Origin of the sequence: Natranaerobius thermophilus JW/NM-WN-LF (genome assembly GCF_000020005.1) — a bacterium.
GTDB lineage: Bacteria > Bacillota > Natranaerobiia > Natranaerobiales > Natranaerobiaceae > Natranaerobius > Natranaerobius thermophilus.
Genome location: NC_010718.1, coordinates 373285 through 388415 on the forward strand (window position 1 = coordinate 373285; position 15131 = coordinate 388415).

13 protein-coding genes are annotated in these 15131 nt (G+C 33.2%); all 13 read left to right on the forward strand.

Annotated features, from left to right (window positions below; translation table 11 throughout):
• Positions 1 to 182 precede the first annotated feature (182 nt).
• The 13 genes from NTHER_RS01945 to NTHER_RS02000 all read left to right on the forward strand — a co-directional run bounded on the left by NTHER_RS01945 (position 183) and on the right by NTHER_RS02000 (position 15078).
• The gene (locus NTHER_RS01945; RefSeq protein ID WP_012446843.1) at positions 183 to 983 is read left to right on the forward strand and encodes a ParM/StbA family protein; all 801 of its coding nucleotides are present in this window, start codon (positions 183 to 185) and stop codon (positions 981 to 983) included.
• Entirely contained in the window at positions 976 to 1200 is a 225-nt protein-coding gene (locus NTHER_RS01950) for a hypothetical protein (protein ID WP_012446844.1), read from the forward strand. Before NTHER_RS01945 ends, NTHER_RS01950 begins: the two co-directional genes overlap by 8 nt.
• 27 nt (positions 1201 to 1227) lie before the next feature.
• Positions 1228 to 1758 carry a hypothetical protein gene (locus tag NTHER_RS01955; protein ID WP_012446845.1) on the forward strand — a complete coding sequence of 177 codons (531 nt, stop codon included), beginning with the start codon at positions 1228 to 1230 and terminating at the stop codon, positions 1756 to 1758.
• Between the two features lie 263 nt (positions 1759 to 2021).
• On the forward strand, positions 2022 to 2354 hold the full coding sequence (locus NTHER_RS01960) for a YjcQ family protein (RefSeq protein WP_012446846.1): 333 nt from the start codon (positions 2022 to 2024) through the stop codon (positions 2352 to 2354).
• Between the two features lie 79 nt (positions 2355 to 2433).
• Positions 2434 to 5685 carry a helicase-related protein gene (locus tag NTHER_RS01965; RefSeq protein ID WP_012446847.1) on the forward strand — a complete coding sequence of 1084 codons (3252 nt, stop codon included), beginning with the start codon at positions 2434 to 2436 and terminating at the stop codon, positions 5683 to 5685.
• Between the two features lie 8 nt (positions 5686 to 5693).
• On the forward strand, positions 5694 to 6446 hold the full coding sequence (locus tag NTHER_RS01970; protein ID WP_012446848.1) for a DUF4391 domain-containing protein: 753 nt from the start codon (positions 5694 to 5696) through the stop codon (positions 6444 to 6446).
• A 30-nt stretch (positions 6447 to 6476) separates the two neighbouring features.
• Positions 6477 to 8390 carry a site-specific DNA-methyltransferase gene (locus NTHER_RS01975; protein WP_012446849.1) on the forward strand — a complete coding sequence of 638 codons (1914 nt, stop codon included), beginning with the start codon at positions 6477 to 6479 and terminating at the stop codon, positions 8388 to 8390.
• Between the two features lie 11 nt (positions 8391 to 8401).
• Complete coding sequence (locus NTHER_RS01980) at positions 8402 to 11338, forward strand: type III restriction-modification system endonuclease (RefSeq protein ID WP_012446850.1); 2937 nt, start codon at positions 8402 to 8404, stop codon at positions 11336 to 11338.
• Positions 11339 to 11373: 35 nt separating this feature from the next.
• Positions 11374 to 11886 carry a hypothetical protein gene (locus tag NTHER_RS16100; RefSeq protein ID WP_202943859.1) on the forward strand — a complete coding sequence of 171 codons (513 nt, stop codon included), beginning with the start codon at positions 11374 to 11376 and terminating at the stop codon, positions 11884 to 11886.
• 1 nt (position 11887) lies between these two features.
• On the forward strand, positions 11888 to 12178 hold the full coding sequence (locus tag NTHER_RS16105; RefSeq protein ID WP_202943860.1) for an abortive infection family protein: 291 nt from the start codon (positions 11888 to 11890) through the stop codon (positions 12176 to 12178).
• 30 nt (positions 12179 to 12208) lie between these two features.
• Positions 12209 to 13120, forward strand: coding sequence for a copper amine oxidase N-terminal domain-containing protein (locus tag NTHER_RS01990; protein WP_012446851.1), 912 nt, complete (start codon positions 12209 to 12211; stop codon positions 13118 to 13120).
• Between the two features lie 31 nt (positions 13121 to 13151).
• Positions 13152 to 14060 (forward strand): ubiquitin family protein, encoded by a 909-nt coding sequence (locus tag NTHER_RS01995; protein ID WP_012446852.1) that lies wholly within the window; start codon positions 13152 to 13154, stop codon positions 14058 to 14060.
• A 115-nt stretch (positions 14061 to 14175) separates the two neighbouring features.
• The gene (locus NTHER_RS02000) at positions 14176 to 15078 is read left to right on the forward strand and encodes a hypothetical protein (RefSeq protein ID WP_158438190.1); all 903 of its coding nucleotides are present in this window, start codon (positions 14176 to 14178) and stop codon (positions 15076 to 15078) included.
• The last annotated feature ends 53 nt before the right edge of the window (positions 15079 to 15131 follow it).

The window sequence follows — 15131 nt, forward strand, 5'->3', positions numbered from 1 at the left end:
TATAGTTAGTTTACATAAAATAGTGGATGCTTTGTGCATGAATTAAACTTGAATAAAGAATCATATCGTATTTTATAACTTACTTTTAATTGGTTATTAACTACTTAATAACGCCTTTCACTGTATCAATTCAGTTACTAACCAGTTACTAACCCCTTAATAACTTCGGGAGGTGGTCTATAATGATTGTTGCCGTCGATGCGGGGAACTATGAGACGAAAGTAGTTAACTCCCACGGCAAGTACAGCTTTTACAGTGACATTGGAGAATACCGTGAACGAAAATTAAACCAAAAACACGGATCCGACGACATGGAGTGGGAATATCAAGGAGAACGAGGGTTTGCAGGTAGCTTAGCTAAATTTGAAAGTGAATACGGCGGAAGTATGATGGGTGACAGCAAATATCATAGGGACGGATTACTTCGGGTGTTATTAGCTCTCCATCAGTACTGTGATGATAATAATTTCAAAATCGTAGTTGGACAACCCATCTCAAGCCATACGCAAGCAGAAAAACAAAGAATTAAGGAAATGCTCGAAGGTGATCACATACTGACTGTTAACGGTGTGAAGAAAACGATCAGGATACTTAACTGCCAGGTAGCAGCTGAGGGTGCTTCTGCTTTTTGGATTCATCCCCAGGGTGGTTGTGTAAGAATGCTAGATATTGGTTCAGGAACGATAAATGCTGCCACAATACTGGACAGGCGATATGTTGATAAGGACAGTTTTACAATTAATTTTGGTGCCAACAGCAATTTAACCAACGACGTAAAAGAAATGGCCAACGCTATCATAAGGAAAAGCCATAAGTGGAATAAGGATGATCGGGTTTGGCTTATTGGAGGTATTGCTGAAGAGATTGAACCCTACTTGACTGGTCATTTTAAGAATCTTAAAGTCTTAAAACCAAACGGTCTACATAGCAAATGGGCTAATGTGCTGGGATACTATGCTCTGGCGAGTGGTCTATATGAGTAAAAAGATAAAAATCAGAAGTGTAGCTTTCAACCTTAATGACCCCGATCAGGCAAAGATGTTTGAACATGCGAGCAAAAGAACAAACTTTAGCAGTTACATTAAACGATTAATCCAGCGAGATATTGAGGGTGGGATACATCAGAATGAAGAGGACGTTAAACCAGAGGAGATGTCCATTGACGATGAAGATAAAAAGTTTATGAAAGACTTTATATAATGATTGGAACCTTAAGGAGGTGACATTGTGACTCGTGAGAAGGGTAAAGTTATAGAGTTTCCTATTTCTAGAGTGACAAACCAAGAAGATCTACATCATGAAGAGGAACTAGAAGATGAAATCTATGAAGACGATGAACCCGACGAAGGCGTGAGCAGTGAGGTCATCGAATACGAAGTGATTGAAGAACCGCCTAAATTGCATCATAAGAATAATTTGAAATTCCAGGATATGTTGTTACATAAGATAAGAGCTCACAGGAAAAAAAGTAATTTGGAATTAAGCAGAGAAGAAAAAATCAGACAGGTTGCTTACATTTTCGAAAATGAATTCTATTACTTGGGGTCAGCGTTTTCAGTAGAGCTATCATTAATTAACTGTAGACAGACAGGGTTGAAGATTTTATTGTTACTTGAAAGAGAACACAAGAGAATGTATGGACGATCTTTAATTAATAATTCATCGGTGGATGACTTGAAGAGTTCGGTTAAAGATTTTGTTTTTGGGTATATAGCTTGTCAAAAAGATAGGAAAGAACCTACACATGTGCCTTTTTAGGTTGAAACAATACTTTTTAGTACTGTGACTGAAATCAGGGGAGAGGGTTGGGAGTTAATCTCCTCTGATTTTTTATGTTGTTGTAAATGATGATAGGTTGGTTTATAAAATTTCATTTTATTTTGTTATTTGCCGTGATTAGACAAAGTTCGTCAAAGGAAGTTAAAAGGTAAAAGTCGAAATACTAATATTAAGAACTAGTTAATAACTTTGCTGGTACAAGACTATAAAGGAGAAGGGATTACATTATTGGAGGATATGGTATGAGTGCAAAAGAAACTATGGACATTATTTTTCAGATTTTAGAGCGTTTAGAGAAAGCTATGGATGAAGAACAATTTAATTGGGAAAAAGAAATCAGCCATGAAGCACTAGATATTTCAGAAACTAGATGGACTTTAATTATAGAGATGATGGAAGAAAATAACTTAATAAAAGGGTTAAATATTGACAGAGGAGCTAAAGGTGACATTAGTATATCTATCCACAGTCCCAGAATTAGACTTCAAGGACTGAATTTTTTGATTGAAAATTCACAGACAGCTAAGGTAATAAATGCTGCCAAATTACTCAAAGATACTGTTCCAGGTCTTTAATATATGGGGTATTAGCCCTTATAGAATCTAATAGCTAATATTAGCTCATAACTATCATCGATAGTTTTGGAGGTCTAACATGAGTCAAATTAAAATGCTAGACAATAAAAGAAATGGCAAAGTAGGAGAAGAACTAAAGAAAAATATCAAAAAAGGATCAAAGCTATCTGTCATTTCTGCTTATTTTACAATTTATGCTTTTAAAGAACTTTATAACGAGCTTAAAAAGGTCGATGAAATGCGGTTTATTTTTACAGAACCGAGCTTTACAAAGGATAAACAGGAAGAAATCAAAAGACAGTATTTTATTGATAGATCGACAGAAAGCAAATTATCAGGTAATGAGTTTGAAATAAAAAAGAGAAATGAATTAAACCAAGCTTACATAGCTAAAGAGTGTGCAGAATGGATAAAAAATAAAGCAGAAATGAAATCTTTAAAAGAAAAAAACCCAGCTCATCAAAGGTTGATCTTTCTTGAGAACCCTGATGATAACCTATCAATAAATGGTACGGTTGATTTTACTGCAGATGGTCTCGGTTTTTCTACTTCTAATAGAAATGACATGAACACATGCATAAATGGTCAGGAAGAAACCTTACACTTTTTACAGCAATTTGATGAACTATGGAATGATGAGTCCCAGGTCGAAGACGTGAAGGATAAAGTTTTAGAGCAGATGCAGGTGATTTACAAAGAGAATACTCCTGAATTCATTTACTTTGTTACACTATACAATATATTCTATGAGTATTTGGATGAGCTTACCGAAGAAAATATTGTAAAAACACAAACTGGCATTAAAAATTCCTCTGTATGGAATAAACTATATAAATTTCAAAGAGACGGTGTGGTTGGTGCTATTGACAAGTTAGAAAAATATAACGGTTGTATAATAGCAGATTCTGTAGGTCTAGGAAAAACTTTTTCTGCCCTGGCAATTATTAAGTACTATGAGCTAAGAAACGATAGAGTGCTGGTGCTTGCTCCTAAAAAGCTCAGAGAGAATTGGACCATTTATACTCAAAACGATACAAGGAATCTATTAGTTAAAGATCGCTTTAACTATGATGTGCTAAACCATACCGATTTAAGTAGGTACAACGGATATTCAGGCGAAATCAACTTAGAGACCGTTAATTGGAGCAATTATGATCTGATAGTTATTGATGAATCTCATAATTTTAGAAACAGTAACCCAAGAAAAGACAAACCATCTAGATATTCTAGACTACTTAACGAAGTGATCAAATCAGGTGTCAAAACTAAAATTTTAATGCTATCTGCAACACCAGTTAATAACAGGATGAATGATTTAAAAAATCAAATTGCATTTATAACAGAAGGCGAAGATACCGCTTTTAAGTCAGCAGGGATAAACAGTGTTGAGCAAACCTTAAGAAAAGCTCAATTAGTATTTAATAAATGGCAAGAACTCCCCTCTAGCGAACGAACAGTAGACAAGTTTGTTGAGATGATGAATACAGGTTATTTTAAATTACTTGACACTATAACAATTGCTAGGTCTAGAAAACACATTGAGAAGTATTACGATATTAATGAGATGGGCAAATTCCCTGTAAGAGAAAAACCCAAAAACATTTATTCAGAAATTGATACGGCTGATGAGTTTCCTGAGCTACAATATGTAAATAAAAAGATCAGAAATCTTAATTTAAGTGCCTATTCACCGTTGAAATACGTCTTACCTGAAAAAAGAGAAGAGTATAGTGCAAAATACGATATGGAAGTTAAAGACGGGAAGTCTATTTTTAAACAGGCAGACCGTGAACAAGCTTTAGTTAACCTAATGAGGGTTAATATCCTCAAAAGAATGGAAAGTTCCATTAATTCATTTGGTTTGACGGTATCAAAGTTGTTACAACAAATTGACAATATACTTGAGAAAATAGAGCGAAATAACTTTGACTATGAAGAAGATTTGAGTATAGAGGATATTGAAGTAGATGATGATGCCTATGAAGATCTACTTATAGGAAGTAAAATCAAAGTTTTGCTGCAAGATCTGGATTTGATTAGGCTAAAAGAAGACTTAGAAGATGATAAATCAATACTTGAGGAACTATTAATAGAAGCTTTTAAGATCAATGAAGAACGTGATGCCAAACTAAACGAACTAAAAGAAGTCATCTCTAATAAAATTTCAAAACCAATTAATAAAGGAAATAAAAAGGTGGTAATCTTTACTGCCTTTGCGGATACTGCAGAATATTTATATGAAAAAATATCTAGTTGGGCAAGAGATGAATTTGGTATTCATTCTGCCCTGGTAACAGGAACTGGATCAAACCAAACAACGCTTAAGAAAATAAAGAGAAAAGATTTAAATGCTATCCTTACTAACTTTTCCCCTCGATCAAAAGAAAGGGATTCCGTTTATCCCCATATCAAAGAAGACATAGATATTCTGATTGCAACAGACTGTATATCAGAAGGGCAAAACTTGCAGGACTGTGATTTTTTAATCAATTATGATATACATTGGAACCCTGTAAGGATTATTCAGAGATTTGGTAGAATAGACCGTTTAGGGTCAACGAATGAATCTATTCAACTTGTTAATTTTTGGCCTAACCTTGATTTAGACGAATATATCAACCTAGAAGCACGAGTATCAGGAAGGATGGTATTATTAGATATTTCTGCTACAGGGGAAGAGAATGTAATAAATACTGATGATAAGGACAAGATGAATGACCTTGAATATAGGAAAAAACAGCTTCAACAGTTAAAAGAAGAAGTCATTGACCTTGAGGAGATTTCAGGAGGTATTTCAATAACGGACCTTACTTTTAATGATTTTAAAATGGATTTAATGGAATATATGAAAAATAATAGAGCTAAATTAAGTAAAGCTCCCTTAGGCATGTATGCTATAGCTGATAACAGTGAGTTGGACGAAGAAGCTAAACCTGGTGTGATTTTTACACTTAGGCAGGTCTACAATTCAGCTAAACCAGAAGAAAACAACCCTCTATACCCATATTATATGGTTTATGTATTAGAAGATGGTTCAGTTAAATACACTTATATTCACACCAAGAAGGTATTAGACATTTATAGAAAACTGTGCAAAGGGAAAAATGAAGTGATCCATGACCTGGTGGGAGCGTTTAACGAGGAAACTAAAGACGGAAAATATATGGATCAGTATTCGGAGCTATTAGAAAAAGCAATTAACAGTATTATAGGTAAAACCCAAGAAAAAGGTGTCGCTTCTTTATTTAGCAAGGGTGGGACAACTCTTCAACAGAACTTATTTTCAGGCATTGAAGACTTTGAATTAATATCATTTTTGATAATTAAGTAGGTGAAATAATGAAGGAGATATTATCTGAAAATATGAAAGTTCCTGATTCGTGCGAAGTTAACAAGCCAATATATAAGAAACTATTTTACGAAAATGCTTATTTAGGGAAAAAAGATCAGGAATTATTATCTAAAAACATAGAAAAGATAACCTGGCTCTATTCATTTAAGCCTGACACAATAAATATTTTACCGTATAATGATAAAGAAAGAGAATATGAAGAAATTGCTGTGATTGAAGTACTCCTAAGAGAACAGAGCCATATAAAGCGGATTGCTGAAATCATTCAATTAACAATACCTTATCCATTGATTATTATCTTTAATTATGGCCAAAAGATACTTTTCAATGTAGCTCATAAAAGAGTGAATATGTCTGATGAGAGCCGAAATACTTATGAAGAGTTGATATTTACTGATTGGGTTGACTTAGCAAGTCTAAATAAAAATGACAAGAAATTCATTAAGAGCCTTGATATAACAAAGTTCTCATTTACTAACTTTTATTGGTTCTATTCTGATTTTGTTGATAGGATAAACATTTTCAATGTTTCATTATATGCTGATGAATATTTACTAGAACATGATGCTAATGATCTCAAGCAAATTCATGATGAGATTAAGGATCTAGAGCAAAGGATATCTCAGCTCCAGAGTGACTTAAAAAAAGAAGATCATTTTAATAAGAAGGTGAAAATGAATGTAGAGATAAAAAAGTTAAAAGAAGAGAAGAAAAACTTAATTGATAAGCTAAACAGCTAAATCTGACAAAAGTATGGGAGGGTAACTGCAATGAAAAAATTTAACGGTGAAAGTAAAGACATAGTAGCTGAAAATATTTCTAAACTCAAGGAACTTTTTCCTGAAGTGGAAAGTGAGGGTAAAATAGATTTTGAAAGGTTGCAAGAAATATTAGGGGAGTATATTGAAGACAAAGAAGAAAAATATAGATTCGAATGGAACGGTAAATCTAAAGCTATTAAATTATCACAAACGCCTTCTACTGGAACACTTAGGCCCTGCAAAGAAGAAAGTAAAAATTGGGATGAAACTGAAAATCTGTTTATTGAAGGAGATAATCTTGAAGTATTAAAGTTGCTTCAGAAGACTTATCACAGTAGTATTAAGATGATTTATATAGACCCACCTTACAATACAGGTGGAGACTTTGTTTATGAAGATGATTTTCAAGATAACTTAAATAATTATCTTAAAATAACAGGTCAAATTAATGAAGAAGGAAAGAAAAATAGTACTAATACAGAAAATGGTGGAAGATTTCATACTAAATGGTTGAATATGATGTATCCAAGGCTGAAATTAGCAAGAAACTTACTTAACGATCAAGGAGTAATATTTATTTCCATTGACGATAACGAATCAGGTAACCTATGGAAAGTGTGTAATGAGATCTTTGGCGAGACAAACTTTGTTGCTGAAATAACTGTCATAGTAAAAACAGAAGGACGTAGGTATGGTTTTTTTGCAAAATCACATGAGAAAATCTATGTTTATGCTAAGAACATTGATAACTTAGCTCTAAATGAGATTGATATCAAAGGTAAAAAATTTACTTATAGAGATGAATTTGGAGGCTTTAACATTAAAGAACTGAGAAATCAAAACACTAGAGCTTTTAATTCTAGTAACAGACCAAATTTAAGATATCCATTCTATGTTAATACTGATAATGTAGATGAGAATGGATTTATGGAAGTAAGTGTTGACTATCAAGAAGGATGGGAAGAGGTTTATCCAATGATAACCAATGGTTTGAAAAGTGTTTGGAGATGGGGGAAGGAATCTGCTAGGCAGCAAGAAAATAAAAATTTAGTAGCAAGAAGAGGTCGTGATGGTATAATCCGAATATATCAGAAATATCGCAAATTAACTGAAATACCCAAAACAGTATGGAAAGATAAGGAGATAATTTCTATTAAAGGAACAAAAGAGGTACAAGAATTATTAGGAAGTGGAATTTTTGATTTTCCCAAGCCTGTTAAGTTATTGTCAGATATTATTACCATAGCAACTGATCAAGATTCTATTATATTAGACTTTTTTTCAGGGGCCGCTACTACTGCTCACGCTACAATCAAAAAAAATGCTGAAGATGGTGGCACCCGAAAATATATAATGGTGCAACTACCTGAGAAGTCAGACGAAAAATCAGAAGCATACAAGGCTGGTTATAAAAATATTTCCGAGATAGGCAAAGAACGCATACGCCGAGCAGGAGAAAAAATCCTTGATGAAAACAAAGATAAAGAAGGTATAGAAAACTTAGATACAGGTTTTAAAGTGTTCAAATTAGATTCATCAAACCTTAAAGAATGGAACCCTGATTATGACAACTTAGAAATGACTCTTGAAGACATGGTAGAGAACTTTGTTGATGGAAGAACTGAAGAAGATGTGGTATATGAAATTATGCTTAAATATGGCATTGATTTAACCTTCCCTATAGAAACTACCGAGATTGATGGCAAAAAGGTTTATAATATCGGTTTTGGTGCTTTATTTGTTTGTTTAGATGATGAAATAACATTAAATGTTGTAAAGAGTATAGCTAAACTAAAAGAAGACATTGATCCAGAAATCACAAGAGTAGTATTTAAAGACAACGGTTTTCAGAGTGATGCTGCTAAAACTAATGCAATAGAAATACTTAAACGACATGGTATAGAAGAAATAATGAGCATCTAGGGGGTGTTTAGATGAAATTACAATTTAATCCTAACTTAGACTTTCAACAAGAGGCTATTAGATCAATTGTAGATATATTTGAAGGACAACCTATTACGCATTCAAACTTTACTGTTGCTAATCTATCAGGACAAATTGGTATTCATGAAACAAATATAGGGGTTGGGAATAAATTAGACCCTAGCTTTGATGAAGAAGATATACTTAAAAATGTTAGAAAGATTCAATTAAGAAATGGATTACCACAGACTGAAAATATCGAAAAAGATGACTATCATTTTACAGTAGAAATGGAAACGGGAACGGGTAAGACCTATGTTTATTTGAGAACGCTATTTGAACTTAATCAGAAATATGGATTTAAGAAATTTATTATTGTTGTTCCTTCAGTTGCTATTAAAGAAGGTGTGGTTAAATCTATAAATATTATGTCAGATCATTTCAAGCTCTTGTATGACAATGTGATGTTTAGAGCTTATGAATATCAATCCCAAAATATTGAAAGAATCAGAGACTTTGCCACTAGTGACCATATTCAAATTATGGTTATGACTATTCAGTCTTTTAATAAGGATAAGAATGTCATAAATAACGACCATGAAAGGACTAATGGATTAAAACCAATAGAATTTATACGGGATACTAACCCTATTGTAGTAATAGATGAACCTCAGTCAACTGTTTCTACCAAAAAAGCAGAAGATGCGGTTATGTCTTTAAATCCTTTGTGCACATTGAGATATTCTGCTACTCACAGGAAGAAACATAACTTAATGTATAAATTAGATGCAGTGGATGCTTATCAAAGACAGCTTGTAAAACAAATCGAAGTAGCTAGTGTCACATCAAAAGATTACCATAATGACGCTTATTTGCGGTTAGTAAGTGTAGATAATAGTAAGACACCAATTACAGCAAAAATTGAAATTGATAAGCGGACTAAAAACGGAGGGATTAAAAGACAAAGTGTACAAGTTAAAAAAGGTGATGACTTATTCGAAAAATCTGGAGGTCGTGAACAGTATAGTGGATATATTGTGAGTGAGATATATGCTAAAGAAGGTTCTGAATATGTTGATTTTACAAGTCGAAAACATATTGAATTGGGTGAAGTCAGAGGTGAGCTAGACGATGAAGTAATTAAGCGTACTCAGATTAGGAAGACCATTGAAGAGCATTTGGAGAAAGAATTGAGACTTAAACAAGAAGGTATTAAAATTTTGAGTCTATTCTTTATAGATAGAGTTTCTAATTACAGATATTACGATGAAGAAGGAAATCCCCAGAAAGGGAAATACGCTATTTGGTTTGAAGAGGAATATAAGGATATTATTCAAAAGCCAAAGTATAGAACATTGTTTAATGACGTTGATATTGAAACGGAAGCTGAAGCTGTTCATAACGGGTATTTTTCAAAAGATAGAAAGGGTAAAGTAAAAGATACCAGAGGTAATACCCAGGCTGATGAAGATACTTATAACCTGATAATGAAAGATAAAGAGAGATTACTTGACTTCAACTCAAAACTCAAATTTATCTTTTCACATTCAGCTCTAAAAGAAGGTTGGGACAACCCCAATGTTTTCCAAATTTGCACTTTGAATGAAACAAAATCTGAAATAAAGAAAAGACAAGAAATCGGTAGAGGACTTAGGTTAGCAGTAGATCAAAATGGTGAGAGAAGACATGGCTTTAATATAAACACTCTAACTGTAATGGCTAATGAATCTTATGAAGACTTTGCAAAAGCTCTTCAGAAAGAAATTGAGGAAGAAGAAGGCATTAAGTTTGGAGTGGTTGAAAAACATACTTTTGCTAATTTAAAAGTCGAGAGAGAGGGCGAATATCAGTATCTAGAACAAAATGCTTCCGAAGAATTATGGAATGATCTGAAATCTAAAGAATATATTGATGATCAAGGCAAAATTACCGACAAATTAAAAGAAGATATAAAAAACAAAAATTTCGAGGTACCAGAAGAATATAAAGAAGTAGAGGACCAGGTAGTTGCAACTCTTAAAAAGATTGCAGGAAGTCTGCGTATCAATAACGCCGATGATAAGAAGGAAATCAAATTGAATAAGCAAAGGTATTTGAGCCCTGAATTTAAAGAACTTTGGGATAGGATTAAATATAAAACTACTTATAATGTTGAATTTGATACGGAAGAACTGATTCAAGAATGTGTAGAAGAGATTAAAAAGAACTTAATGATTGATAAAGCTAAAGTTATATATACAAAAGGAGAAGTAGATATTAGTGCAGCAGGGACTGTAGCGGAAGAAAAAGGTCGTTATGCTATGGTAGTTGATGATGCTAAATTTAGACTTCCTGATATTATAACTTACCTGCAAAATGAAACTAGCCTTACAAGAAAAACCATAGTACGGATACTAAAAGAATCAGGCAAACTTTATCAGTTTAAAAATAATCCTCAAAAATTTATGGATGAAGTTAGCAAGATTATTAAAACGAAGATGAGACATTTAATTGTTGACGGGATAAAATATGAAAAAATCGGTGAAGAGGCTTACTATGCTCAAGAGCTATTTGAAAATGAAGAACTTTTTGGTTATCTTTCCAAGAATCTCGTGAAAAGTGAAAAGTCTGTTTATGATCATGTGATTTGTGATTCTGATGTTGAAGCCGATTTTGCCCAAAAATTTGAAAATAATGATCTAGTTAAAGTGTACGCAAAGCTCCCTGATTGGTTTAAAATAGACACACCGTTAGGAGATTATAATCCTGATTGGGCAGTATTAATTGATAAGGACGGTGAAGAAAGGCTCTATTTTGTAGTTGAAACTAAAGGAAGCGTTTTATTCGAAGAATTAAGACCGAGAGAAGAAGGAAAAATCAAATGTGGTGAGAAGCATTTTGAAGCACTAGGAAATCACATTGAATTTGAGAAAAAAGATAATTTTGAAGAGTTTATTGAGAATGTTTGATCGCTTCTAAATTTATCTTACAGGCGGTGGTATAGTTGAGTGAATTTGGTCTGGGAGAAGAAGGTAATATTTCTCTCCCTAATCTAGAAGACCTAAGTTCAGATTTTGAAAAAGCTGAGTATCTTCAAAAACTGCTTGTAAATAGAGCTACAAAAGATGGACCATCTGATGATGAACATTATAAATACTTGAGGAAGTATTTTCTAAAAAGACCTGATACAAAAAGTAAACTGCCAGATTGGGTAAAAAATAATCGAACATTAGACCAGTATTGGCATTTTATAAAAAACGAGTATGATTCCTATCAAGAAAGACGAGTTTTTATTTGGAATGAATTTTCATCACTGATTGACTATTTAGAAACTCACGATGAGTATACTTATTCTCCGCATGCTGAGTATCTCAATAAAAGTATTGAAGAAATAAGTACGGATTACATAATTATAACTTGGCAAAAAGCTCTAGAAAGAAAACAATCAGACCCCGATGGTGCTATAACTAGTGCTAGAACTTTACTAGAAAGTGTATTTCAAATACATATTAGATGAAATGAAGATTGAGTATAAGAATGATATAAAAATACAAGACTTATATAAATTAGTGGCAAAGGAGTTAAATTTATCACCTAGTCAGCATAATGAAGAATTATTTAAACAAATTTTGGGCGGATGTTCAGGAGTGGTTAGCGGATTGGGAAGTATTAGAAACGCATATGGTGATGCTCATGGTAAAGGTAAAAAAGGCTATAGACCCGATTCAAGATTAGCTGAGTTTGCTGTTAACATTTCAGGTTCTATGTGTTTGTTTTTGTTGCAAACACACAAGAAAGGTAATAATTAGCTTTTAACAATCAAGAAAGAGGTGTTTTCATTGAAAAAGTTCACTATGGGTTTAATAGTAGGGATTTTACTGTCACTGTCAGTTAGTGGTACAGCTTCTCACCAGGAGATAAGTCTATTTGTTGACAATGAAGAAATAGAGCCTGATGTTGTTCCTCAAATGATTGATGGGCGAGTTATGGTCCCTGCTAGATTCGTAGCTGAACCTCTAGGAGCTTCTGTTGAATGGGATGGACAAAATAATAAAGTACTTATAAGTTCGGATGATCAAGAGCTAAATGGGATAGAAGAAGAGGATAAAAAGAAAGAAGACAAAATTTCATTAAGGGAATTTATCGAAGAGTATGGCGAAGAGTACAATTTAACGGTAGAAGGCGATGGCTATGTGTATAGAAATGATGAAACCTTATTTAACTGGGAAGAAGAAGGCGAAACAGTAGATGGGCGTATATATATTCCTGAAATTTTGATTGAAGAGACTATAGCTGAACTTGAAACTAGCAAAACTACAGAAGAGGAAATGGATTCTAAAAGCAGTGAAGGGAAGAAAACAGCACAAGTTGGGGAAGCGTTGAAAGTTGAAGGATTAGAGATTACTATAAATGATATAAGTTATAGTGTAAATCACGAAGAATTTACGGCCCAAGATGGAAGAGAATTTGCTATTATCTCTTTTACAATTGTTAATGAGAGTGCTGAATCAAATGATTGGGCTTCAGTTGGAAATTGGGATGCTGATGCATATGATGATCATGGACGTTACGATGAATGGAAAGAGAATTTTTCATATCGAGCTTCTTCACCCCATCCAGAAGTAAGTGAATGGATCTATGAAGGTGAAGAACTTTCGTCAGAAGTACGGTTCAATGTTTTTGAAGGAATGCAGCTTAACGAAATACATTACAATGGTATTTCTAATAAAGATATTGTTTTTGAGAAATAGAGTTGGGATCAATAATGTTTGAATAAAGGGGTTGATACCAATTCCAACAATCAAACCTTTAAGTGGCAGAGGTAAACAAATTTCGTATAAGAAACTAACTCATAATTTAGAAATAACCTGGGGTGAAGCAAAATTTAATGTAACTAAAGAACAAATAACTCATATCATGAAAAACTTCTTTATCGATGATGGCACCTGGTACCCACTAGGTGCGAGCATGGATCAACCAATCAAGGGCGGTCTGGGTGAGTTTATTAAAGAAAATTTTAAGGGGTTAACCCCTAGACATGCGACTGCAATAGCTGCAGTGATGGAAAATGAAGAGTTAATATTAGTAAAAGGAAATAAACCGATAATGCTTAAAAAGCAAAGCGATCTAGTAGATCATAGAAGCAGTAAAAGTATTAAAAATCTCCGTAATGAATTACATAAAAATATTATAAACACTTGGAAGAAGATAAAAAAAGATTATGATGAAGGATGGTTATACCGAGAAGGTACTCTTGTTAACGCATTTTATCACCATTTGAGAAATGATCTAGGAGATGATTATTTTATAAATAATGATATCAGAATATATACTGAATTTTATGTAGGCACCAAGAAGAGAGTTTGGGTTGATATGTGTATAGTTAAGCTCAGCAAAGATCAGAATTATTTTCTGGATTATTTATCTATCATTGAATTCAAGTTCTTAAGTGGACAAGCCTCTCTTGATTATTTTTACAATGATGTAACTAAAATAAAAGAGTTAAGTAAAGAATTCCCAAGCACTAAATTTTACATAGCTACTATTCACGAAGATTATTGGCAGAGGGATGTTTATAGTTGGCTTAGTACTAATCAACGAGAAAACTGGGCAAAAGGAAAAGTTACTGAGTTAAATGCTTTCTATAGTGATGAAACGGGGGAGTTTGTGACTGAGGTTGTGGAGGCTTAAATATGTTTAAAGAAATTTTGGAGGTGTAACTATTATTTCGGAAATCAAAAAATATATCAGAAAAATACCAGGATATCGTTCGAACACAAAATGGAAAATGATTTTAGCTTCTATAGTGTATATCCCGTATTTGATTCTTGCCCTGCTTTTTATAGTATCACAGGATATAGAGTTGGCTCTTTTCTTTATTACCTTCACAGTTTTTATTGCAAGCGTTGTAGGAATAATTACTGCTCTATTAAACAAAAGTCAATTAAAAAATTATGCGATAATGACAGCTGTATCCTTTGTTTTAGTCACAGGAAGTTTAACTTCAATAGCCGAAGAAGATATTGAAGCAGATAACGATGCTTTTTCTAATGAAACTGAACAAACTGAAGAAGAGGAGGAGAAAGATGAAAAACAAGAAGAAAAAATAAATGAATTAAAGGATAAGTTAGAAATAGAAATAAAACAATTTGAATGGGAAACTACTGCAGAAGGTACTCTTACTATTACAGCTCACACTAATCTAATAGAAGGAACAAAAGTAGGCTTCGAATTTATTGAACTTAACCCATCAATAATGCCACTACAAGACGATTATAAGTTAACAACAGATCATTATTTGCCATTTGATCAAAGCTGGCTTCCAGAGGATAGTTATGAAAAAATAACTTCAATCGATGAAGAGGGAAAGGCAGAGGTTACGATTGATATTTCTTCACGCCCAGACCCCGCAGGGCTAGCGATTGAATTTTTTTCAAGTACCATTACACTTGACCAAAAGGAAGAGGTAATAGAACTTTACGGAGACAGATTTGAAAATATTTATGGTTACAATGTTTATGAGATTTCGAGAGAACACATAGAGGACGAAGAGAACAAAAGAGGGGTAGAAACTGTTATGACAATGTACCTTGAAACTGGAGAAGAAACTATAGCAGCTTTTCCTGACATCACAGAATATTCAGTAGGCGAACAAGTAGGGGATGATCCCCCAGGTAGAGATTCAATATTATATAAATTATTAAATTAATGCCCTTTATTTTCCAAACCTTTTATTTTTACGAATTATAAAGATCAATTTAT

What these genes read in the sequence shown, in the direction of transcription:
- NTHER_RS01965 (WP_012446847.1), top strand. Translation starts at nt 2,434, where the DNA reads ATGAGTCAAATTAAAATGCTAGACAATAAAAGAAATGGCAAAGTAGGA.
- NTHER_RS01970 (WP_012446848.1), top strand. Translation starts at nt 5,694, where the DNA reads ATGAAGGAGATATTATCTGAAAATATGAAAGTTCCTGATTCGTGCGAA.
- NTHER_RS01975 (WP_012446849.1), top strand. Translation starts at nt 6,477, where the DNA reads ATGAAAAAATTTAACGGTGAAAGTAAAGACATAGTAGCTGAAAATATT.
- NTHER_RS01960 (WP_012446846.1), top strand. Translation starts at nt 2,022, where the DNA reads ATGAGTGCAAAAGAAACTATGGACATTATTTTTCAGATTTTAGAGCGT.
- NTHER_RS01945 (WP_012446843.1), top strand. Translation starts at nt 183, where the DNA reads ATGATTGTTGCCGTCGATGCGGGGAACTATGAGACGAAAGTAGTTAAC.
- NTHER_RS01950 (WP_012446844.1), top strand. Translation starts at nt 976, where the DNA reads ATGAGTAAAAAGATAAAAATCAGAAGTGTAGCTTTCAACCTTAATGAC.
- NTHER_RS01980 (WP_012446850.1), top strand. Translation starts at nt 8,402, where the DNA reads ATGAAATTACAATTTAATCCTAACTTAGACTTTCAACAAGAGGCTATT.
- NTHER_RS16105 (WP_202943860.1), top strand. Translation starts at nt 11,888, where the DNA reads ATGAAGATTGAGTATAAGAATGATATAAAAATACAAGACTTATATAAA.